Origin of the sequence: Parabacteroides sp. FAFU027, from assembly GCF_022808675.1 — a bacterium.
Lineage (GTDB): Bacteria > Bacteroidota > Bacteroidia > Bacteroidales > UBA7332 > CAXXIC01.
Map to the genome: position 1 here is coordinate 93,869 of NZ_JAKZKV010000009.1, position 22,198 is coordinate 116,066.

The window sequence follows — 22,198 nt, forward strand, 5'->3', positions numbered from 1 at the left end:
CATTGTGTCTTATTCTTTTCATACCGATTATGGAACATATTGAAAATAAAGATGAATTCGGTGGTCTGAGTGTAAACAAGGGTATCGAACAACCACCCACAGTCAATCCGTATTTAAAAAAACGACAAAAGAAAAAACATTATACTCCGGATGAATATGTAGAGGGCATTTTGCGGGGAGACCGTACCATCCTGAGTCAGGCTGTAACATTGGTGGAAAGCTCAAAAACCGAACACCAGGCAGTAGCCCAGGAGGTGATTGAGAAATGTCTTCCTCATGCGGGAAATGCAATACGTGTCGGCATAACAGGTGTTCCCGGGGCCGGAAAAAGCACCTCCATCGACACTTTTGGCATGCACTTAATTGCGAAAGGGAAAAAACTAGCTGTATTGGCCATCGACCCCAGTAGTGAGCGTTCCAAAGGAAGTATCCTTGGTGATAAAACCCGTATGGAGCAATTATCCGTTCAGGAAAATGCCTTTATTCGCCCCTCGCCTTCGGCAGGGTCATTAGGTGGGGTTGCCCGTAAAACCCGCGAAACGATTATTCTTTGCGAAGCGGCTGGGTTTGATACCATTGTTGTCGAAACAGTCGGCGTAGGACAGTCTGAGACCGCTGTACACTCTATGGTGGATTTCTTTATGCTGTTGCAGGTTCCCGGCACCGGAGACGAACTGCAAGGCATAAAACGAGGTATCATGGAGCTTGCCGATGGCGTTGTCATTAATAAAGCTGATGGAAATAACATTGAAAAGGCTCAGTTAGCCCAGGCTCAATTCCGCAATGCCCTTCACCTCTTTCCGGCTACCCAGTCCGGATGGTCACCTAAAGTTCTGACTTACTCCGGCTATTACGGATTAGGAATCACTGAAATCTGGGATATGGTCTATGAGTATATGGATTTCACCAAGATCAATGGCTATTTTGATTTCCGAAGAAGTGAACAGGCGAAGTATTGGATGTATGAATCCATCAATGAAAACCTGAAAAACCACTTCTATAAAAACCACCATCGTGAGACGGAACTCAAACATATGGAACAAAAAGTCCTCAAAGGTGAAATCAGCTCCTTCATTGCAGCAAAAAGAATGCTGGATGAGTATTTCAGGGAGAAATAAATACCGACATTCGACTGATAATAAAAGCCGAATCGAAAACAAAAATCGATTCGGCTTTTCTATTTTAATATTTCAGAAGTTACACCCATACTGAACTAAAAAAGAGGCAACCATCACGGCTGCCTCTTTTCATATAGAAAGAAATGAAATATACTATTCTACGTTCAGAGTAACACGTTTGAATGCTGTAGCAGTCAAACCTTTGCTTTGAGAGTTCATGTAATCAGCAACGCTTACTTTGCCATCTTTGATGAAAGCCTGAGCCAACAACGTTGAATCCTGATAGAATTTGTTCAAACGGCCCTGAGCGATTTTGTCCAACATGTTTTCAGGTTTACCTTCTTCACGTGCTTTTTCGCGACCGATAGACAATTCTTTTTCAACGATTTCAGCAGGAACATCTTCTTTGCTCAATGAAACAGGGTTCATCGCAGCAACCTGCATAGCAACGTCTTTTGCAACCTGAGTATCAACACCAGCCTGGTTGAAAGCAACAATAGTAGCCAGTTTGTTACCCGGGTGGATGTATGCTACAGTAGAAGCAGCTTCAACGATTTCGTAGAAACCTAATTCCATTTTTTCGCCGGTGATACCTGAGCGGTCAGTGATGATTTCTGCAATAGTACGACCATCAACAGTAACAGCTGCCAATTCTTCGATTGTTTTAGGTTGGTTAGCCAAGGCTGCATCCAAAACCAATTTAGTCATAGCAACGAAGTCTGCGTTGATTGCAACGAAGTCAGTTTCACATTTGATAGCCACGATTGCAGCGAAGCCATCTTTAGCACCTGCCAATACGCAACCTTCAGCCGCTTCTCGGTCAGAACGTTTAGCTGCGAAAGCCTGTCCTTTTTTACGGATTACTTCGATTGCTTTTTCGATATCGCCTTCTGCTTCAGCTAAAGCGTTTTTACAATCCATCATACCTGCTCCGGTCATTTTACGAAGCTTGGTAATATCAGCCAATGATACTGCCATAATATTTTATCTAATTTAAAAGGTTATGATTCTATTTGAAATAAAAAAAGCCACTGAACACAAGTGACGAGCTACAAGCATCCTATTGGAAAGCCGGTAGCTCGTTACTCATATCTGGTAGCTAAAAGATATTACTCTTCGTCTGCTTTGAATTTATCAACCACTTTAGCATTCAATGCTTCAGTGTCTTCTTTCTGAATGATTTCTTTTTTAGCAGGCTTAGCTTTTCTTTCTCTTTTTTGAGCAGGAGCTTCAGCAGCTTCAGTGTCTACTTTTTCTGCTTTTCTTTCCTCAAGACCTTCAGCCATTGCGCGACAAACTGCATCAAGAATTACTTCGATTGATTTAGTTGCATCGTCATTAGCCGGGATTACGAAGTCGATATCTTTAGGATCAGAGTTAGTATCTACGATACCGAAAACTGGAATACCCAGACGTTTTGCTTCAGCGATTGCGATGTGCTCTTTCATTACGTCAATAACGAAGATAGCAGCCGGAAGGCGAGTCAAATCAGCGATGCTACCCAAGTTTTTCTCAAGTTTAGCACGTTGACGGGTAATTTGAAGTTTCTCTCTTTTAGAAAGGTTATCGAAAGTACCATCTTTCTCCATTTTGTCAATTACTGACATTTTCTTAACAGATTTACGGATGGTAGTGAAGTTGGTAAGCATACCGCCTGGCCAACGTTCGATTACAAAGGGCATATTTACGTTTGCTGCTTTGTCGGCAACAACTTGTTTAGCTTGTTTTTTAGTTGCAACAAAAAGAACTCTTCTTCCTGATTTCGCAATCGATTTAAGAGCGTTTGCTGCCTCGTCTACTTTAGCAACTGTTTTGTAAAGGTCAATGATATGAATACCATTGCGCTCCATGAAGATATAAGGAGCCATAGCTGGGTTCCACTTTCTTTTCAAGTGTCCGAAGTGACAACCTGCTTCTAATAACTGATCAAAATCTACTCTTGACATTGTTTTGTTTTTTATTCGTTTACATTCTACTGAATCAATTACCAGGTAGTTTTGTTATGCACAATAAGTCCTGATAATTTGGATACTAAACGTACTATGCCCGCCAGTACCGCTGGTACAAACATTAACGTTTGCTGAACTGGAATCTTTTTCTTGCTTTTGGTTGACCCGGTTTTTTACGCTCAACTTCACGTGGATCGCGAGTAACGAAACCTTCTTTTCTCAAAGCAGATTTGTCTTCCGGATTAATTTTAATCAAAGCACGAGCGATTGCCAAACGCAAAGCTTCTGCCTGGCCTTTGTAACCACCACCACCAACATTTACTTTGATATCGTATTGTTCAGCAACACCCAGTTTGTTCAACGGCTGTTTTACGATATACTGAAGGATAGTTGAAGGGAAATAATTTTCAAGTTCGCGTTTGTTAATAGTAACTTTACCGCTTCCTGCGCTAACGAAAACGCGAGCAACTGCTGCTTTTCGTCTTCCGATTGCATTAACTACTTCCATTTTTCTTATTTAAGTAAGTTTATATCAATTGATTTAGGAGTTTGAGCCTGGTGAGGATGCTCAGTTCCTGCATAAACATAAAGGTTGCCCAATAATTTGTCTCCCAGTTTGTTTTTAGGAAGCATACCTTTAACTACTTTTTTGTAGAGACGCTCTTCTCCTTTTTTCAGGATAGTTGCTGGAGTGTTCTCTCTTTGACCACCCGGGTAGCCAGTGTGTGACAAATACACACGGTCATTCCATTTGTTACCGGTCAATTTCACTTTGTCGGCGTTGATGATAATTACATTATCGCCGCAATCAACGTGGGGAGTAAAGCTAGGTTTGTATTTGCCTCTCAAAAGTTTTGCAACTTTTGAAGCAAGACGACCCAAAACCTGGTCTGTAGCATCAACTACAACCCACTCTTTTTGTACAGTTGCTTTGTTAGCAGAAATGGTCTTATAACTTAAAGTATCCACTGCTTGTTTGTTTTTAAAATTGTTAGTTACTAAAAATCAGGCATTTTCGAACATCGGACACAACATTCTCAATACCTTTTAAATCTTTCCTCTCGGTTAGATAATAATCGGACTGCAAAAGTATTGTTTTTCTTTGAATTACACAAATACAGGAATAAAAAAATCACCAAACCAGAGGTACCGGTTCGGTGATTTCGTTTATTTAATTATTCGGAATACGATTAATCAACCTTGATTTTGAACACCACTTTACGCACAAGGGCTTTTTCCCCGTATTGAAGGTTTGTGATGTGAATATCATTTGGGAAATAAATGGAAAAGCGCTGTGGAGTTGCCACATAATAGGTAATCACAGGCACGGTACAATGACCAACATCCTTTCCTTCATTATACGGATTCACCACCGTCCCTTCGCTCAAATTCGCAGAACCGTGTAATTCTTTTCCGGTTACCATATACTGTAAGTCAATGTATTTGCGATGCCCTTCCAGCCATTCATTTCCGGGTTCTCGGGTGGTATATTCCTGTACATTTACAGTCACATCATCACTTAAGACCTGTTTACCCAAAGGCAATGTGGTCAGGTCATGTTCTTTGATAAACTTAAATGCCAACTGCCATCTCTCAGGATGAGCTTTATAATGACGGGCAAATGTAGCAATATCTATAGAAGGATTAGGCTGGGCTGCTATCCCCTGCAACCATTCTTTTTTATCAAACCAGGCTTTTTCTGCTTTTGTCAGGGGCTTTTCTTTACCTCCGGCATTTGCCGCGAAAGAGACAATCAATGCAAATGCGACGAATAATTTAAGTCTAATGAATTTCATGGTTATGGTGATTAGTAATTATTTAAACGAGAATTTATCTGCAATAATAATGTTTTGAAATCGTCTGTATCGACAATATCTCCTATCGATCGAATTCTTTGGGGCCGTTCCGGAAGTTGAGCAAACTGGTTCTGCATCCAAAGAACATCCAACCATCGCCCAAATTTAAAGCCGACTTTTTCTAAACGGGCAGATTCATGATAGCCCATTTTACGGTGAAATCCGACACTTACCATATTTTCAGCTGTAATCACGCCAATCCCCTGACAGATACCTTGTAATTTCAGCACTTCAATCAATGCTAAGTAAAGCAGTTGCCCCAGGCCATGTCCACCACAATCCGGACGAAGATAAATGACTGTTTCAGCCACCCACTGATAGGCTGCCCTCGGCTTAAATGAAGCAGCATAAGCATACCCGATAATCCTCTCATCGACTTCTAAAACCAAAATCGGATAAGTCTGAGCAATAGTTTCCAATCGTGCTGCAAATTCCGATATCGGGGGAACATCATACTCGAAGGTTACTGTAGTATCTGTGATAAATGGAGTATATACAAATAAAATTGCCGGATAATCATCTGTCCTAGCCAAACGAATCTGCTTTTTCGCCAATGGATTCTCCATAATATATGTATTTGGCAAAACCACTTTCTCTATCTTTTTATAGTAAACATCCATCAAATCAGCATTTACCTTATTGTATTATCAACCCGGCAAAGATAAGGGAAAATGCAGTTCTACCGCAGGTGTTCATCCATTTATTGCGACACCTTATGCCGAATTAAACAGCGTCGCATTTTTCCATTCCCCCAAAATATGTTGTAGTTTTGCATAAAAATAGAAGAGATGAATAGCAATCACGATAACGGGAAAGGATTTCTGGGCGGCTGGAAGGGGCTTATCGAGCTGATACCCAACAATACAGAGGCTATTCTGGGAGCCTTTTCATCGCTTCGTTCGCGCAACTACCGACTCTATTTTTATGGCCAATGGATTTCACTAATTGGTACTTTTATCCAACAGATAGCATTGAGCTGGTTGGTGTACCGATTAACAGGTTCTGTGATTCTACTCGCCTCTGTAACTCTGGCCGCACAATTGCCCAGCTTCTTCCTGACACCGGTTACAGGTGTATTGATTGACCGATTCGACCGTTATAAGCTACTGGTGGTCACCCAATCTATGTATATGTTGCAGGCTACCATACTGGCAGCTCTCGTCCTGACCAACCACATTCAGGTATGGCACATCATGACGCTTAGCCTGTTTGTGGGAATTATCAGCGCTTTCGACATGCCGGCACGACATTCTTTTACGGTACAATTGGTTGACCGCAAAGAAGATTTGAGTAATGCCATTGCCCTGAACTCTGCGATTTTCAACGCTGCCCGACTTATCGGCCCATCTATTGGTGGAATTCTGATTGGCATTATCGGAGAAGGATTATGTTTTTCTATAAATGCAATTTCCTACATTGCCGTTTTAGCATCTTTTTTCCGAATGAGTATTACCCCTTTGGTCAAAAAGATATCGCATAAAAGCGTGGTACAGGAAATGAACGAAGGAATCAGCTATGCCGTCAATTCACTGACCATAAGGAGCATATTAATCATGGTGACGGTCATCAGCTTTTTCGGATTTTCGCTATTGGTTATATTGCCCGCATTTGCCAAAGACACCTTAGGTGGGAATAGCGACACGCTGGGCTATATGATGTCATCCATCGGAGCCGGAGCTTTGGTTGCAGCGCTTTACCTGGCCGCCCGCAAGAGCGTAATCGGTTTGGGAAAAGTTATCATGATATCCACCTTTATATTGGGAGCCGCAACGGTTATTCTGGCATTTACCCAAATATCAGGAATTGCTTACCTGGTCTGTTTTCCCATCGGCTTTTCATTTATTGCGTCAGTGGCATCATTGAACACACAACTTCAAACCATCTCAGACGAAAGGATGAGAGGCCGCGTGATGAGCTTCTATACCATGGCGCTAATGGGCACCAGCCCCATTGGTGGTATGTTGCTCGGAGTTCTGGAAAAATGGATTGGCATTCCTTACGTAATCCTGATGAATGGTGTTATTTGCATCCTGGCTGCTTTCATTTACGAAAAACGTCGTCCGCTTTTGCGTAAACACATGCGTCGCATTTATGTTGAAAAAGGGATTATCCCTGAAATTGCGACAGGTATTGAGTCTGTAAACGGAAAGAACTAAATCTGAACTTAAATAAATATCTAAAATGATTCACGAAGAAACAATTTGTGCCGTATCCACAGCACCCGGCGCGGGAGGTGTTGCTCTTATCCGTGTTTCGGGAGAAGAAGCATTAACGATATGTGATAAAATATTCCGCCCGGTAAAACAGGGAAAATCGGTATCCACCCAAAAACCCTACACCCTCAGTTATGGTTCTATCATTAAAAATGAAGAACCGATTGATGATGTGCTGATTGCCGTTTTTCATGGGCCAAATTCATTTACCGGAGAAAATACGGTGGAAATCACCTGCCACGGGTCATTATATATCCAACAACAAATTCTGCAACTACTGATTGAAAACGGTTGTCGCTCAGCCTTGCCGGGAGAATTTACCCAGCGAGCCTTTATGAATGGAAAAATGGACCTATCACAAGCTGAAGCGGTAGCCGACTTGATTGCATCGACCTCAGCAGCCACCCATCGGTTAGCAATGAATCAGATGCGTGGAGGATTCAGCTCCGAACTGGAAAACCTACGTGGCAGAATGCTTGACTTCGTCTCATTGGTCGAGCTGGAGCTTGATTTTAGCGAAGAAGATGTGGAATTTGCTGACCGCTCTCAACTACGCATATTAGCCGATGAAATCGAAGGCATCATCCGCAATCTGGCTGATTCTTTCAGCGTGGGAAATGCCATCAAGAATGGAGTTCCGGTTGCTATTATTGGTGAAACCAATGCCGGAAAATCGACTCTTCTCAATCTGCTACTCAATGAAGAAAAAGCCATTGTCTCAGATATCCACGGTACAACACGGGATGTGATTGAAGATACAATTAATATAGGTGGAATCACTTTCCGCTTCATCGACACTGCCGGTATTCGCGAAACCTCCGATGTTATCGAATCACTCGGAATCCAACGTACCTTCCGCAAACTGGAACAGGCTAGTGTTGTCCTTTGGATGATTGACGGAACCAGCGACAAAGAACAGATTCTTGCTTTAGCTAAAAAGGTCCTTCCAATGACTGAGGATAAACACCTCGTTGTGATTTTCAATAAAGCAGACCTGATCTCTGAGACTCAGAAAGCAGACTTAACTGCATTAATCCCCGGTCAAGAACCACTTTTCATTTCGGCTAAAAACAAAATCAACACCGATAGTCTACATCAAAAGTTGATGGAAGCTGCTCATATTCCATCTGTCGGACAAAATGATGTAATCGTCACCAACCTCCGCCACTATGAGGCATTGGTCAAAGCGCTTGCCGCCATCGAACGGGTACAAAATGGCCTACAGATGCATATTTCAGGGGATTTCCTTAGCCAGGATATCAGAGAATGCATGTACTATCTTGGAGAGATATCTGGCCGTATCAGTACCGATGATATCCTGGGGTCTATATTTTCGAAGTTCTGCATCGGAAAGTAAATCGCCACCAACAAAGACAAACAACCTCCACAAAATGCAAATATAGCCCTGTTTTTCAGGGCTATATCTTTTTTAGCCCTATCCTCCTCTCGCCATTCTTCAGCTATATTTGTATACTATTTTGTACCCTATTTGTCCCTTGGGATTAATCAATCCTCTTAAATGGAATAAATTCCAAATAATTATCCCATTAGTGCACGTCATTACAATATGGTACAATATGGTACAATATAGTACACTAAAACAGGGCGAAATGACAAAATCTATAATCACATTTACTCAAATATGTGAGTACTGCAAACAAGAATTTATAGCATTCACATCTACTACCAAATATTGCAGCCACACATGCAATTCTCGTCATTACAAGTTAAAAAAACGATTGGCCACAAAAAAAATCATTGATGAGAAAAATCAACTTAAAAGGGATGCCAACTATACAGAACTAAATTCAAAGCCATACTTAACCATCAGAGAAACAGCTCAATTGCTTGGTGTATGCAATAAAACCATCTATAACTTAATCTACTCAGGAAGGCTAAAAGCGACTAAACTATCTTCACGCCTCACAATTATTTCAAAAGAAAAAATAAACTTTTTATTCAGCGAAGTATATAATTACAAAAAGATGGATCGACCGCTTTACAATATGGTTGATGGCTTCTATACAATTGTAGAGATCAAGGATAAATACAACTTAAAAGAAAGGCGTATTTGGAAGATAATTAAAGACAATGATATCCCTACAACAAAAATTGGGAAGTTCAGTCATATCAGCAAGAAGCACATTGACAATTATTTCGGGAAACATCCATCACGCAATAAAATCATTAATACACTAAATAACAATGAAGTATGACGAAAGTAAAGGTTAGAGAGAGAGTTCTAAAAAACGGTTCTGAAAAGAGTTTATATCTGGATTTCTACCCGCCTATTAGAGATCCAAGAACAGGAAAAGCACACAGAAAAGAATATTTAAAAATATACCCTCTCGTAAATCCAAAAACTGAGGCTGAAAAAGAATTAAATAAAATAAAGTATTTTGCAGCAGAAACAGAAAGGCTCACCCGTGAGCGTGAAATTATAAATAGACAATATAGTCTTTATGACCGAAACAACGCAAACAGATCATTCACCGATTATTATAGTCAAATATCTACTCAGAAAGGACAGCAAGTATGGAAATCTGCATTAGGTCATTTCAAGAACTTTTCAGGAAGAGACATCAAGATGGGAGAAATAAACCAAGATTTAATTGATGGGTTTCGAACTTACTTACAGAGTACAAAACAAATTAAAACCACAAAGAACCCTCAAAAATTGACATCGGCAGCAGCATCTGCTTATTTCAATAAATTCATTGAGCTATTAAAGATGGCAAGAAAAATGAAATATATAACCGAGGACTATTCAACTGAAAACATCAAAGTCCTTCAAAACAAACGTCAATTCCTCAATTTAGATGAGATAAAAAAATTGGTAGCGACAGACTGTAATATTGAAGTACTTAAAAGAGCATCATTATTTAGCTGCATGACTGGATTTCGCTTCGGAGATATAAAAAAGTTACGGTGGGGAGATATTGAATATCTTAACGCTGAAAAACCTTATATTACAATAAGACAATCTAAGACTGGCTCATTGGTAAATATCCCTCTATTTAAGGATGCTATTACACTTTGTGGAGAAAAGAAAGAAAATAACGATTTAATATTTGGGGGATTAGCGAAAAAACACATTGATATGCCCCTTAAAAAATGGCTAAACGACGCTCAAATACAGAAAAAAATCACCTTTCATTGTTTTAGGCATTCTTTCGCCACGTTACTAATCCAGAATGGGTTCGAAATTTACGCTGTTCAAAAGTTATTAGGACACAAATCAGTTAATACGACACAGATATACACATCCTTAAATGCAGAGCAGTTTAGAGCCCCCCTTGAAAATATATTCAAATAAATATCCTATTTGCGTCAACTTTTGGAGCAAAACCAGATATAATATATGTTTAATCTAAAAAATAAAATTATGACAGAAAAAAAAACTGATTTCTCAAATCTATTCCAAAGAATAGATTTAATCCTTGACAATCAAGATAGAATAGAAACTTTATTCAACTCGTTTGTCCAGAAAGACACAACACAGTCTAATAAGAATGATATTCTGCAAATAGACGCTGTAAGTACCTTAATAGGAAGATCCAAAAACACCATCTACAAACTTGTAGAACAAAGGAAAATCCCTCATTTTAAAAAAGGAAAACGCCTATATTTCTTTGAATATGAAATACTTGAATGGATAAAATCAGGTAAAAGAAAGACTAACTATGATGTTTCAAATTTTGCAATAGAAAATATATATGGGCGAAACAAGTTTACATCCTAAAAAGAGCTATCCGATTAGAGGGCTCAATCAGTTATGTAAAACAATGTGTTATCCATTTAGATTAGAAACACAGGACAAATTAAGTGCTACGATTTTGTTGAAGAAACAATCTCGTAGCATTTATATATTACAGCATATCTATAATCGTAAAATTACACACTCTACTATTGCTAACGCAAGCCAGAAATTCAAGACAATTCAAAACGGCGCAACATATATATGATTAGGATTGTGCATGAAAAACATTATTAATTACCATCCGTTTTTTGTCCGCAATAACAATCTAAATATAAGCACAATACAAAATGGCGCAACATATATATGATAAGGATTGTGCATGAAAAAAATATTTTATAATTTTCATCCGCCCCTACCTTCTTAATAACAACCTGAATATGTGCACAATACAAAATGGCGCAACATGTATATGATTAGGGTTGTGCAAAACAAAATAAACTTATTTCTTCTTTTGGTATATATAAAGAAAAACATAAGATTTATGAACGAATTGAATTTTAACATCAATGACACCACCTTTGGAATAAAAGGGAAGCCTAAAAAAATAAAGGCAAAACACATCAACAAATTACTATCTTTTATTGTAAATAGGCTTGTTCACCCCAAGTATGAAGAAAGTATTCAAAATGGCTATATTGAAATACCTGCAATGTCAATAAAAAAAATCTACGATAAGTATGGGAATTACATGAAATACTTTGTAAAAAAAGGCATTTTAGAAAGAAGCCCTTATTCAAAAGTAGATCACAAATGCATGGGATATCGCTTTACTAATGATTTCATGCAACAAGTACAAATCAATGGTATTATACTTGATGAAAAATCAACCATTTTTGATTTGATTAATAACGAGCCTATTGAAGAAAACGAAGAGGTTGTTATACCGACAAAACATACAGAAGTATTAAATCGGCTAAAAGCGGATTTTGACAGTGTTGTTATTGATTTAAGTCACATAGACAAAGTGAAAGTTGATAAAACCTATTATATAGATGCTGGTAAATGGTTTAGAAATGTCATTTCTCTAAACAAATGGGAAAAAGGAGGGCTGCATATTACTTTCAAATTTAAGTCTAATCGGTTGTATACTAATTTCACTTCTTTATCATCTCATTATAGGAAAAACAATGTAATTATTAATGGTGAAAAACTTAATGAATTTGATATTAGTTCTTCTTTCCCTTTGATGCTTGCTTTATATGCAAAGCAACAATACCCAGACATAGTGAAAGATCCTGATTTTATAAGATATTGCACTTCCTTGAAAACACAATCATTCTATGATGATCTAAAAGAAAGATTAAACATCACCCTGAATTGCGACAGTAGCAAACAACGAAAGAATTCACAAAATGAGGATATTAGACATCGTCTATTAAGTAAAAAAGCGGCAAAGAAGCTATTTCAAATGTACTTGAATGGAGACACCAAAAGAACACCATACCTTGAGGGTTATTCAAATTCATTTATCCGAGAACAATTCACACTTATGTATCCAGAGCTTAATAGGATAATTGAAGAAGTAAAAAATAGTAATCAGGAGATATACTTTAAACTTGTTGAAATTGAAACAGACTTTATTTTTAGCACATTAGAAGAGCTTTATCTGGAATATCCTGACATCCGCATTTTAACTTGCCACGATGCTATTTATGTACCTAAATCCTTTTCAGAGAGGACTAATATCATCTGGGCAGCAAAAATGCAAGAGCTTTATGACCAACTCCCAGATGAAATAAATGACATCAAGACCATATTACCAGAAGAGGATGAAGGAATAGATGTATTTTGTGTTGAGAAAGATTTTTGTACGAACACCAAAAATCATCCACCTCTATATGGCGGCTGGTCAAAAGAAGATAAAATATGGTGGGATGAATTTATTCGTGATGAAGACTTTGATGATTTATAATAGATATCAACCCCTAAATCCCAAAGGATTAGGGGTTAAATTACATAATTAACCTTGATTTTTTTCATCATTCAGATAATCATTCCATTCGTTTTGGACATATTCAAAATCATCATTATCTTCAATCAAATACATCCCATCATTGAAATAGATTAATCCGACAATCTTCTTTGGTGATTTAAATAAATCCCCGACGTTTACATTTAACTGATTGGCAATTTTGTCTAATATGGCAATGGTATAATTATTGATTGAAAGATAGTTATATAGATTTGTCCGACTCAACCCTATTTTATCTGCTAATTGTGTCATATTCATATCTTTTTGATGCAATAATTCATCAATTCTAAATTTATCATCCATATCGTATTGATTTTTCTTTATATATTAAATCTGTCAGATTGTTTTTTGACACTATTTCAGATCAGATGATTTTCAACAAAGAGGATGGTGATGATAATGTCAACCTACTGACAAAAAAGCCCCTAATCATAAGATTAGAGGCTTACTTATATACAAGGGGTAAAGTCAATAAAATTCCATCTTTGTGCACATCAGAACTGCTACTACAATAATAAAGCAACTTAATGTTGATATCGCAATTATTATTGTTTTCTTTTATTGATCTTATAGCCAATATATTCCATTATAAGCTTATAAAGTAAATATCCCAAGCTGCTGCCCAACACAAAGCTGAAGACTGCTCCAATTGTATAATTATTTATCGCCAGAATGTATATCAGAGCAATAACAATTAATGCAAAAGCTACATATACTATTGTATTTATCCGCAGTAATATTGCAGCTAAAGGTCTATTTTGAGATTTGAGTAAGGCTGCTTTTTGTATTTTGTTCATCTGGGATAGGTTATCGTTTTCTCTTTACAGAAGAATTTGCAGTAGATTTTGCAGTAGTCGGAGCGTCTTTTACACAGCGGACTGCTAACCCTGTGTATTTTACAGAAGTGTTATCCTTTGAGGCAAGTACAGTACCTCTGTCACTGTTAAATATAGTGTACCATAAAGATGTAGTTGCTGAAGTTTCATTGATTGTTGAAGTCCAGAAACCGCTCAATTTGTCATAATATTCATATATCTCCCCACGATATCCTGTATTTATCATGAATTTCATCTTATTATCAGTATCCTGTATTTCTGCAAGATGCACTCCGTTGGTATTGGTATTTGCTCCTGTAAGGTAATCAATCATTTCTTGCCATTCCTTGTCCGTTGCTACATGCCAACCTTTGGGGGCAATATTTCGTTTGTCTTTTACTGCGAAGAAATTGTATAACTTTCCAGGCTTAGTATAATCAATCATATTACTATAAGCAGATTGCGTTGCTTTTGCCCAGGCTAAAGTATCTAATGTGTTGTCTAAATTAGGAATTGCATCCCCATTCTGAAAATGAACTACTCGTAAATTCTCTGCCATCCAAATTCGCTTTCCAATCTTCACCGTTTTATATACATTTCCATCAATGTCCTTAACAGATGACTGGTTGACTATTTCAGGTTCATCAGGTGAAAGGATTGCAAGAGCCCTTTGAGCTCTTTGTAGCTGATTTAAATAAGCCCTTTGGGCAAAGAATAATTGATTAAATCCCAAGAGACAAAATAGTAAAATAAACTTTGTTGTTTTCATATTCTAATTGTGTAATTAATAGTATATTACCTGCATCTCATTGCACATCCTTTTGAGCAGTAAGGCCCCCCAGAGGCTGTCATAAAATCCCAATAGCCAGATGAGAAACCTCTTGGCAATGAACACCAACCTTCATTGTAATTATAGTATCTGTTGCAGCAATCACATCTTCTCAATGTTTTACCACTCGCATATTTGGTTTGGGTATCTATACCGCCATCCATGTAGTACCAGACCCAATCTCCATCACGATTGCCATTCTTGAAATTGCCCTTCTGTTTAATATTTCCATTGTTATAATAATCAACAAACGAGTAGTTGTTATACCCGTTAGTGTAAGTCTTGGTTTCTTTTAGTTTCCCGCTTCCGAAATAATACTTCCAAGTTCCTTTGTTTTTGCCTTTATCAAAAGATCCCTCATGACTTACTTTTCCATTGTCATTATAATACACCCATTTTCCGTCCATCATATCATCATGGTACTGCCCAACCATCCGCATTTTTCCATTTAAATAATAAGACACAGATTTCCCATTCTTCTTGTCATCCATGTAGTTAGTTATTCCAGACATCTTCCTTGTATTACCTTTCTGAAAATACTCAATTGCCTCTCCATTGATAGTCCCATTGAGGTAGTTTTTCTCAACATAGTAAAAGCCTGCCGATGGGTTAAATCTCCCAGTGATTGTATCAACTATATCTTTCATAGTGTCAATAGCCAGACCTGTAAATAAAGTCAGGTCTTTTTTATCCTCTTTAAAATATGCCTTGCCATTTTTGTGAATAAGCAGCTTTTCCGATATTTTATTGATATCCCCATTAGGCAGAAATCGTTTGTGCATACTTTCTATCCCTTTATTATACAGCACACTATCCTTTATCTTCCCATTTTCAAAATAGGTTAGATAATAGCCATTAAATCTACCGCTGTCAATTTTTGCAGTTAATGAGGTTTGCCCTGACGGAAAAGTCTCTTTTACCTTACCCGTAAAAGGAATAGTATCTGTTTTATAACAGAGAATTCCATTTCTACAGGTTAGCTCGTTAAGCTTAACCTCATTTTGAGTGCAACTTACAAGTAAAATTGTCATCCCTAAAAATAACATTACCCAAAGCTTGTTTTGTTTTAATGATTTCATAATACTATCTATTGGTGAAAATTATATTTGAATTGAATTGTTAGCCATTCGTGATAGAAATACCTCTTTTCTACTTTTTGAAAGAGGTATCTTCTGATTGTTTTTCAGAATGATTATACCATCATTTTCAACCAGCTCGCAAACATGGGCTAAATTGATAAGATATGATTTGTGTGATCTGTAGAAGTTATTTCGTGATGCCAAAGCTTCAAACTCTTTCAATGTTTTTGACAAAGTAATTTTCTTACAGTCAATCGTATATACTTCGCAATAAGCACCATCGGCTTTGGCATATAAGAATATGAATTCCTCAATATACTTTATTCCATTTGAGGTTGCTAATGGTATTTTAGGAAGGATTTTGGGATATACAGGAAAATGATGAGTTGTGCCAATTTGTTTTTCAGATAATTTCCGCTCATATTTTTTCACTATGGATAAAATATCAATTTTATTTATCGGTTTTATTAGATAATCAAAGGCATTCCTCTTAATTGCGTTAAAAGCATGTCTTTTGCTATTCGCCATAATTACTATTTCAAAATCTAAAGTGTCTTTGAAATAATCATTTAAAAAGCAATTACTTTCTTCCTCCAAATCTGCATTTAAAAAAACAATATCAGGGTTATTGGTTTTGATGAGTTCAACACCACATAACACAGTTGTAGCAACTTCATAGAGCTTTATTTGACTTTCAAAATAGTTGCTTATGAGGTTTGCTATACACTCTTTAGTTGTGTCTGTGTCAAGTATTATAGCTGTAATCATGAAAATTAACCCGTGTTGATACTTCGTAAAAATAGGTCTAAATACTATCCTGAATTCTGCCAATTTGCAAAGTGCGCATATGAGTTTGTGTAGCTATTGTATTAGTTATTGTGTTGAATTATTACTACTTATTTAGCCACTTTGGAAAGTGGATTAGTTATTCATTCTTGCACAAAATTCACCTAATAAGAATTGGTGTTTAGTGTATATAAAATATGATATACTCCCCAACCCTAATTAAGATGCAATATATAAACGATTATACTATGAATAGTTCGCACTGAAGCAAACTATAGTTAATATCCAGGTAATTAGGCCTTTAACAAATTGTAAACATTCATTTTTACTTGCAAATTGAATGTTTTTGACCATATATTTGGCCCGAGCAATAAATATATCTTGAAATAATTATATATAGAGTATGGATAATAAAGGGTTAAAACAATTGAGACAAGCGCACAAAGGGAAAAAGACCATATTTGATTTGGGCATTAAATATAACCACCACCGAGTGAAGCATTTTATTCGGTTTGATAGGTTTGACGAATACGCCAAACTACTTGAAAATGATTTGATAAAAAACGGAAGGACGCTGCTTTATTTAGCTTCGGGTATAGAGCAGATTGAACGTTATGACAATCTACAATATGACAATATTATTCTTGTTGATTATATGTTCAAAGAATACAAATGTTCAATTATGCCTGATGGCAAAAAGATAATCAGTTTAAATCTGGATGCTTTCGTGGCTATTCAAACACTATTAATGATAAATCATCAAATTGATGCTGTTGTTGAAATAAACACAGGGTTCATACATGGTGGAGCAAATTATTGTCTCGCAGGATATGCTCTGGGACTATTATTCCCAATACTAACAGAAGACGTATTAATTATTACATCTCGGAAGTATTATCAGAATTGTGCCATGTACAACATATCAAGTAAAAAAACTTGGCTCAATCTACCTTTTGCGGAAAAGAAAACCCTCAAACCTGTTGACCTTAATAATTATGATGCTGATGATGAAAAGTACCTTAATCCAGACCTATTTACTCTATATGACTTCTGCAAAGGAATTAGCGAGGTTGTTTTGCTTAAAAAGAAAGTTCGCAATATCCATACATTCAAACAAGGGGAACTAAATATTCATGTAATCCATTCTTCAATTTTCAGCCATTTAGATAAGATTGATGCTGGAGTAATGTTGTTTGAAAACGGGTTCCAAGAGGAAATTATAAGGAATAAAACACCATACATTTTAAACGGAAAAGCAACTTATTCAAGTATAAAATGGTCTGGGGAAAACATCTCTAAAGAGACGATTTATGATATGACAGACATAGATCAATTAAACATGTTATGTCAGGATTTCAAATTGAATAGTATTGGTATTACACCGATTGGTTGTGATTATTTAGAGCTAATCAATCGCTTATCCGTAATGGAAAATGATTTGGAAAATGTCTATTTTTTCCATCTTAATCATGGCGATTATAAGTCATTGTACAATATGCAATAAACGCTCAAAAAATTGATCAGACATGGAAAAATTCAAATTATCAGATTTCAAAACCGCAGAATATGTACATCAGAGATGTTTCACTAAATCCAAACATTATTCACGATCTATACTATACCCACTATCAGCTGAAGGGAAATATAATCTACAATCAGATTTAGTATTACTTGGGGAAAATGAAATACCAATATTTGAAAGCTATACCTCTAAAGGATACCTATTGATAACAACATCACATATTTATTCTTTTGTGGATAACCTACGGTATCAGGTGAGAATTGAAGAAATTGTGCTCTCCCAATCCATATGGGATATTATTAAAGAGAGAGATACCAGAACCGAATATGAAGAATTTATATATAAAGAAATTGAGACAAAAGAAGGTACTATAGTGCCTTATTATATAGAAAGCGGTGTCGCTGAAAATATAACTCATCAAGTCCTTACAGAACTGGTATTCATGTGTAAGAAATATCAGAATAGTATAACCTATCAAGAAAAATAGAAATAGCAATTATGAGAAACAAAAACAAAATATACCTCCGACGAGTTATTGACTACTATTTTAACCCCGAGCGAGATGAAAGTATTGAAGAAAAGCCGAAACTCAAAGAAGCCAAAGAATTTTTATCTCAAAAACTGGATATTCCCGAGATGTCAGTTTCTATCCTGGCAATCTTGTTTAATAGACAATTTTTGCTTGAAAAAATCACTTCGTTCTACACGATCTCAATCTATATAAGAATAGATGATGAGGTTCTTCTCTATAAACACAAACAAGCTTTTGAGGCTTTAATTGACAAAGGGCTGATAGAGGTTGATACACCATATGATTTGGCAAATGCAAAGTTGACAATAACAGATAAAATACTAAATGAACTGAATATTGATCTTATTAAATTCAAAAATAGTGCAATGTTCATTCTTTTATTTCATCCGTATTTGACAGAAGATGACATTGCTTTCTTCAAAAGTAACATACATAATGAGTGTTTGGATTTAGGTGAACTTCATCGTACAGCTGTTGTAAATGGATTTTATGTACTTGCCGAGATGATAGCAAATCAAAACATATACAACATAAACAGGGACGAGCACATGGTGGAATATCTTATAAATTGTGTTTCATTTGAACTGCTTGATTGCATTGAGTACTTCTTCAAGGACGCAAAATATTTTATAACGCAGAAAACATATGATAGCCTAATTAATCACTTTAAAGGTCGGGAACTATCGGAAGAAAAAGAAGTAATAATTAAATACATCAGACAAGAATTTAAGCGACAGAAGCTTGAACGCTTATTGAACAAAACATCAAATAACTAAAGGACAAAGATCCTCCTTGTTCTATCTTGAATATTTCATTAATCATTTAAAATTGAATATATGGACGAAATACCTATTCTTAATCAAAAAGATTTTGAGATGGCTCAATACATCACTCATATTCTGTTTACCCAGCCTTATGTCATATTCTCATGGGGATATAATAGTCCTGTTGTTGTGAATAATGGAATGTATTTTAAAGTAAATGGGTTCAAACATCAAGGGTATATTGAAATTAAGTATATAGAACGATATGATTTGTTTGACCTTAAGTTTTTCAATTTTAGGAACAGGATTACTCATTCAGTTAGTATGGTATACGTAGATCAGCTAATAAGCATTATTGACGATTATGTTGAGCGAGTAGATAATTACGAGCAAGCGGTAAAAGATGAATATAACAAGCTTTGTCCAATTACCGATAACTGAATATTCACTTCTGATAAATCTGAATATTATTTTATATCAATCAGATAATCAACTAAATACAAAACAGGCAACTAAAAGAAAAATAAAAAACATTCACTTTTGACTTAATCACATAAAACTGAATATTATATGAGCCGAAAATACAGCCATACCACAGCCGATGTATTGCAGTGGTCAGATGCCATTAATTTAATCGCAAAACTTGAGAAAGATGAAAATTACAAGATGTCATTATTTATATCTGTATCAATTTTCTTTGGGTTAAGAGTAAGCGATACTTTAAGCATTACATGGGAACAAATATTGAATAAAGACCAAACCATCAAAGTAGACTTTGAAGTAATTGAGAAAAAGACGAAAAAATATCGGATAATCAAGATAAATCCAGAACTGGCAAAACATATACTTTCTTGTTATCAAAAGATGCGTCCGAAATCACTTCAAGAGTTTGTTTTTGTAAGCAATAAGAGATCTGTTTATTCTGTACAAAGAATAAATATCATACTAAAAGAGATAAGAGAGAAATATAAAATTGAAATTAAGAACTTCAGTTGCCACTCACTACGTAAATGTTTCGGGGCAGAGCTTTATCGGAGAGGTGATAAATCGGAACATATGTTGCTGAAATTGTCAATGATTTTCAACCACAGTTCAACTCAAATCACACGCAGGTATATTGGCATACAGAGTGCCGATATTTCAAATATGTATGATGTGCTTACTTTCTGACCCAACAATATTACAAGACAATTGTCTCTTTACTACTTTATAGCGGGATGCTAACTTGTCATCCCGCTTTCATTTTCCAATATTTTGAAACTTCACAGCATGGCACAAAGAATAAAAAGAATACATGCAGGCCTGATAATTATTCTCTGAATACAGATTTATTGAATACACATCCATTATGAGCAAATCTTCTACTTTTGATTCTAGCCTAAAAACGCTACTTTTGCGAACTAATTAAACAGCAAAATTTAGGCTATTACATTCATGTCAGACGACCAAAAGCGACAACTAGAACAGCAACTTTGGAATATAGCAAACACACTCAGAGGAAAAATGCACGCAGATGAATTTCGGGACTATATACTGGGATTCATTTTTTACAAATATTTATCAGAACGGATGAGTTTTTATGCAGACCTCATCTTAACCCAAGACAAAATTAAATATATAGACATCGACGAGTCTAGTGAGACGGGAAAAGAATATCTGGAAGCTATCAAAGATGAGTCTTTGGAAAAGCTGGGCTACTTTTTAAAACCGTCCGAACTATTCAGTGAAATAGCTAAACGGGGCAACAACAAAGAAGGTGCGGACAATTTTATTCTGGAAGACTTAAAAAAGATCCTCACCAACATAGAGCAGTCCACTATGGGAACAGCAAGTGAGGATGATTTCGACAACTTGTTTGAAGACCTCGACATGACCAGTACCAAGCTCGGACGGACAGAATCTGCGAAAAACGAACTCATCGCTAAAGTACTGTATCACCTCGACCAGATAGACTTCAAACTTCATGAAACGGATTCGGATGTGCTTGGGGATGCCTACGAATACCTGATTGGTATGTTTGCCAGTGGTGCGGGAAAGAAAGCGGGGGAGTTCTACACTCCGCAACAGGTGAGTAAGATCCTGGCGAAGATCGTGACCACGGGTAAGACCAAGTTGAAATCAGCCTATGACCCGACCTGTGGCTCGGCATCCTTACTATTACGATTGGCTAAAGAGACGGAGGTGAGCAACTTCTTCGGTCAGGAGATGAACCGTACCACCTACAACCTTGCCCGAATGAACATGATCCTGCATGGTGTACATTACCGTCAATTCGATATACGACAGGAAGACACGTTGGAACACCCGCAACACCTCGATGAGCGGTTTGAAGCTGTGGTGGCTAATCCGCCATTCTCTGCGAAGTGGAGTGCCAATCCGCTGTTTATGTCTGACGACCGATTCAGCCAGTATGGTAAACTTGCACCAAGCAGTAAAGCTGACTTTGCATTTGTACAGCACATGATCTACCAATTGGCAGACAACGGTACGATGGCGATTGTATTGCCGCACGGTGCTTTATTCAGAGGGGGGGCGGAGCTACAGATCAGACGGTATCTGATAGAAGACCGTAACTATCTGGATGCCGTGATCGGATTACCTGCCAATATCTTCTACGGTACTTCTATCCCTACCTGCATAACGGTGTTCAAGAAATGCCGTGAATATCCTGAAGATGTCCTCTTTATTGATGCCAGCCAGTATTTTGAGAAGGTGAAAACCCAAAATGTATTGCGGGAAGAGGATGTTGATCGTATTGTTGAGGCTTATCATGATCGTACAGAAACAGAGAAGTTTAGCAAACGAGCTACTCTAAAAGAGATCGCTGAGAATGATTACAACCTAAATATCCCACGCTATGTGGACACCTTCGAAGCAGAAGAGCAGATCGATATTAATGCCTTGGCGGCTGAATTGATGGGATTAGAAAAATCAATGACAGAAACTGACCAACTGATCGCAGGATTCTGTGCTGAGCTTAATATTAAAACACCGTTTTAAACT

24 protein-coding genes are annotated in these 22,198 nt (G+C 36.9%); 13 read left to right on the forward strand and 11 right to left on the reverse strand.

The genetic code is table 11. The features are described 5' to 3' along the window. Window positions 1-29: 29 nt before the first annotated feature. Window positions 30-1,118, forward strand: a complete 1,089-nt coding sequence (gene meaB / locus MLE17_RS14030; protein WP_243349342.1) for a methylmalonyl Co-A mutase-associated GTPase MeaB — start codon at window positions 30-32, stop codon at window positions 1,116-1,118. A 153-nt stretch (window positions 1,119-1,271) separates the two neighbouring features. Here meaB and tsf read toward each other — a convergent pair whose 3' ends face one another. From tsf to MLE17_RS14060, 6 genes are all read right to left on the reverse strand, one after another. Continuing rightward, on the reverse strand, window positions 1,272-2,096 hold the full coding sequence (gene tsf, locus MLE17_RS14035) for a translation elongation factor Ts (protein ID WP_243349343.1): 825 nt from the start codon (window positions 2,094-2,096) through the stop codon (window positions 1,272-1,274). Window positions 2,097-2,227: 131 nt separating this feature from the next. Continuing rightward, the gene (gene rpsB / locus MLE17_RS14040; protein ID WP_243349344.1) at window positions 2,228-3,064 is read right to left on the reverse strand and encodes a 30S ribosomal protein S2; all 837 of its coding nucleotides are present in this window, start codon (window positions 3,062-3,064) and stop codon (window positions 2,228-2,230) included. Window positions 3,065-3,188: 124 nt separating this feature from the next. Beyond that, window positions 3,189-3,575: a 30S ribosomal protein S9 gene (rpsI, locus tag MLE17_RS14045; RefSeq protein WP_243349345.1), complete on the reverse strand. Its 387-nt coding sequence runs from the start codon at window positions 3,573-3,575 to the stop codon at window positions 3,189-3,191. A gap of 5 nt (window positions 3,576-3,580) precedes the next feature. Beyond that, the gene (gene rplM / locus MLE17_RS14050) at window positions 3,581-4,036 is read right to left on the reverse strand and encodes a 50S ribosomal protein L13 (RefSeq protein WP_243349346.1); all 456 of its coding nucleotides are present in this window, start codon (window positions 4,034-4,036) and stop codon (window positions 3,581-3,583) included. Window positions 4,037-4,257: 221 nt separating this feature from the next. Beyond that, window positions 4,258-4,863 carry a YhcH/YjgK/YiaL family protein gene (locus MLE17_RS14055; protein ID WP_243349347.1) on the reverse strand — a complete coding sequence of 202 codons (606 nt, stop codon included), beginning with the start codon at window positions 4,861-4,863 and terminating at the stop codon, window positions 4,258-4,260. An 11-nt stretch (window positions 4,864-4,874) separates the two neighbouring features. Next, the gene (locus MLE17_RS14060; protein ID WP_243349348.1) at window positions 4,875-5,543 is read right to left on the reverse strand and encodes a GNAT family N-acetyltransferase; all 669 of its coding nucleotides are present in this window, start codon (window positions 5,541-5,543) and stop codon (window positions 4,875-4,877) included. A gap of 168 nt (window positions 5,544-5,711) precedes the next feature. Here MLE17_RS14060 and MLE17_RS14065 point away from each other — a divergent pair, with 168 nt between their 5' ends. The 6 genes from MLE17_RS14065 to MLE17_RS14090 all read left to right on the forward strand — a co-directional run bounded on the left by MLE17_RS14065 (window position 5,712) and on the right by MLE17_RS14090 (window position 12,808). Further along, window positions 5,712-7,079: an MFS transporter gene (locus MLE17_RS14065; RefSeq protein ID WP_243349349.1), complete on the forward strand. Its 1,368-nt coding sequence runs from the start codon at window positions 5,712-5,714 to the stop codon at window positions 7,077-7,079. Window positions 7,080-7,107: 28 nt separating this feature from the next. Next, window positions 7,108-8,493 (forward strand): tRNA uridine-5-carboxymethylaminomethyl(34) synthesis GTPase MnmE, encoded by a 1,386-nt coding sequence (gene mnmE, locus MLE17_RS14070; protein ID WP_243349388.1) that lies wholly within the window; start codon window positions 7,108-7,110, stop codon window positions 8,491-8,493. Between the two features lie 253 nt (window positions 8,494-8,746). After that, entirely contained in the window at window positions 8,747-9,352 is a 606-nt protein-coding gene (locus MLE17_RS14075) for a helix-turn-helix domain-containing protein (RefSeq protein ID WP_243349350.1), read from the forward strand. Then, window positions 9,349-10,452, forward strand: a complete 1,104-nt coding sequence (locus MLE17_RS14080; RefSeq protein ID WP_243349351.1) for a site-specific integrase — start codon at window positions 9,349-9,351, stop codon at window positions 10,450-10,452. The genes MLE17_RS14075 and MLE17_RS14080 overlap by 4 nt, the downstream gene beginning before the upstream one ends. A 69-nt stretch (window positions 10,453-10,521) precedes the next feature. After that, a complete protein-coding gene (locus tag MLE17_RS14085; protein ID WP_243349352.1) occupies window positions 10,522-10,878 on the forward strand; it encodes a helix-turn-helix domain-containing protein in 357 nt (118 codons plus the stop codon). A 499-nt stretch (window positions 10,879-11,377) separates the two neighbouring features. Then, window positions 11,378-12,808, forward strand: a complete 1,431-nt coding sequence (locus tag MLE17_RS14090; RefSeq protein ID WP_243349353.1) for a hypothetical protein — start codon at window positions 11,378-11,380, stop codon at window positions 12,806-12,808. A gap of 48 nt (window positions 12,809-12,856) precedes the next feature. Here MLE17_RS14090 and MLE17_RS14095 read toward each other — a convergent pair whose 3' ends face one another. The 5 genes from MLE17_RS14095 to MLE17_RS14115 form a co-directional block, all read right to left on the reverse strand. Then, on the reverse strand, window positions 12,857-13,171 hold the full coding sequence (locus tag MLE17_RS14095) for a helix-turn-helix domain-containing protein (protein ID WP_243349354.1): 315 nt from the start codon (window positions 13,169-13,171) through the stop codon (window positions 12,857-12,859). 242 nt (window positions 13,172-13,413) lie between these two features. Then, window positions 13,414-13,665, reverse strand: coding sequence for a hypothetical protein (locus MLE17_RS14100; RefSeq protein ID WP_243349355.1), 252 nt, complete (start codon window positions 13,663-13,665; stop codon window positions 13,414-13,416). 10 nt (window positions 13,666-13,675) lie between these two features. Then, on the reverse strand, window positions 13,676-14,452 hold the full coding sequence (locus MLE17_RS14105; RefSeq protein WP_243349356.1) for a fibrobacter succinogenes major paralogous domain-containing protein: 777 nt from the start codon (window positions 14,450-14,452) through the stop codon (window positions 13,676-13,678). A 26-nt stretch (window positions 14,453-14,478) separates the two neighbouring features. Continuing rightward, window positions 14,479-15,591, reverse strand: coding sequence for a toxin-antitoxin system YwqK family antitoxin (locus MLE17_RS14110; RefSeq protein WP_243349357.1), 1,113 nt, complete (start codon window positions 15,589-15,591; stop codon window positions 14,479-14,481). Between the two features lie 21 nt (window positions 15,592-15,612). Continuing rightward, the gene (locus MLE17_RS14115; RefSeq protein WP_243349358.1) at window positions 15,613-16,359 is read right to left on the reverse strand and encodes a LytR/AlgR family response regulator transcription factor; all 747 of its coding nucleotides are present in this window, start codon (window positions 16,357-16,359) and stop codon (window positions 15,613-15,615) included. Window positions 16,360-16,780: 421 nt separating this feature from the next. Here MLE17_RS14115 and MLE17_RS14120 point away from each other — a divergent pair, with 421 nt between their 5' ends. The 6 genes from MLE17_RS14120 (at window position 16,781) to MLE17_RS14145 (ending at window position 22,195) form a co-directional block, all read left to right on the forward strand. Beyond that, on the forward strand, window positions 16,781-17,881 hold the full coding sequence (locus MLE17_RS14120; RefSeq protein ID WP_243349359.1) for a hypothetical protein: 1,101 nt from the start codon (window positions 16,781-16,783) through the stop codon (window positions 17,879-17,881). Between the two features lie 22 nt (window positions 17,882-17,903). Next, window positions 17,904-18,386, forward strand: a complete 483-nt coding sequence (locus MLE17_RS14125) for a hypothetical protein (RefSeq protein ID WP_243349360.1) — start codon at window positions 17,904-17,906, stop codon at window positions 18,384-18,386. Window positions 18,387-18,397: 11 nt separating this feature from the next. After that, on the forward strand, window positions 18,398-19,207 hold the full coding sequence (locus MLE17_RS14130; protein WP_243349361.1) for a hypothetical protein: 810 nt from the start codon (window positions 18,398-18,400) through the stop codon (window positions 19,205-19,207). A 60-nt stretch (window positions 19,208-19,267) separates the two neighbouring features. Further along, window positions 19,268-19,636 carry a hypothetical protein gene (locus tag MLE17_RS14135; protein ID WP_243349362.1) on the forward strand — a complete coding sequence of 123 codons (369 nt, stop codon included), beginning with the start codon at window positions 19,268-19,270 and terminating at the stop codon, window positions 19,634-19,636. A gap of 129 nt (window positions 19,637-19,765) precedes the next feature. After that, window positions 19,766-20,365, forward strand: coding sequence for a tyrosine-type recombinase/integrase (locus tag MLE17_RS14140; protein ID WP_243349363.1), 600 nt, complete (start codon window positions 19,766-19,768; stop codon window positions 20,363-20,365). A 264-nt stretch (window positions 20,366-20,629) separates the two neighbouring features. Then, a complete protein-coding gene (locus tag MLE17_RS14145) occupies window positions 20,630-22,195 on the forward strand; it encodes a type I restriction-modification system subunit M (RefSeq protein WP_243349364.1) in 1,566 nt (521 codons plus the stop codon). Window positions 22,196-22,198 lie beyond the last annotated feature (3 nt).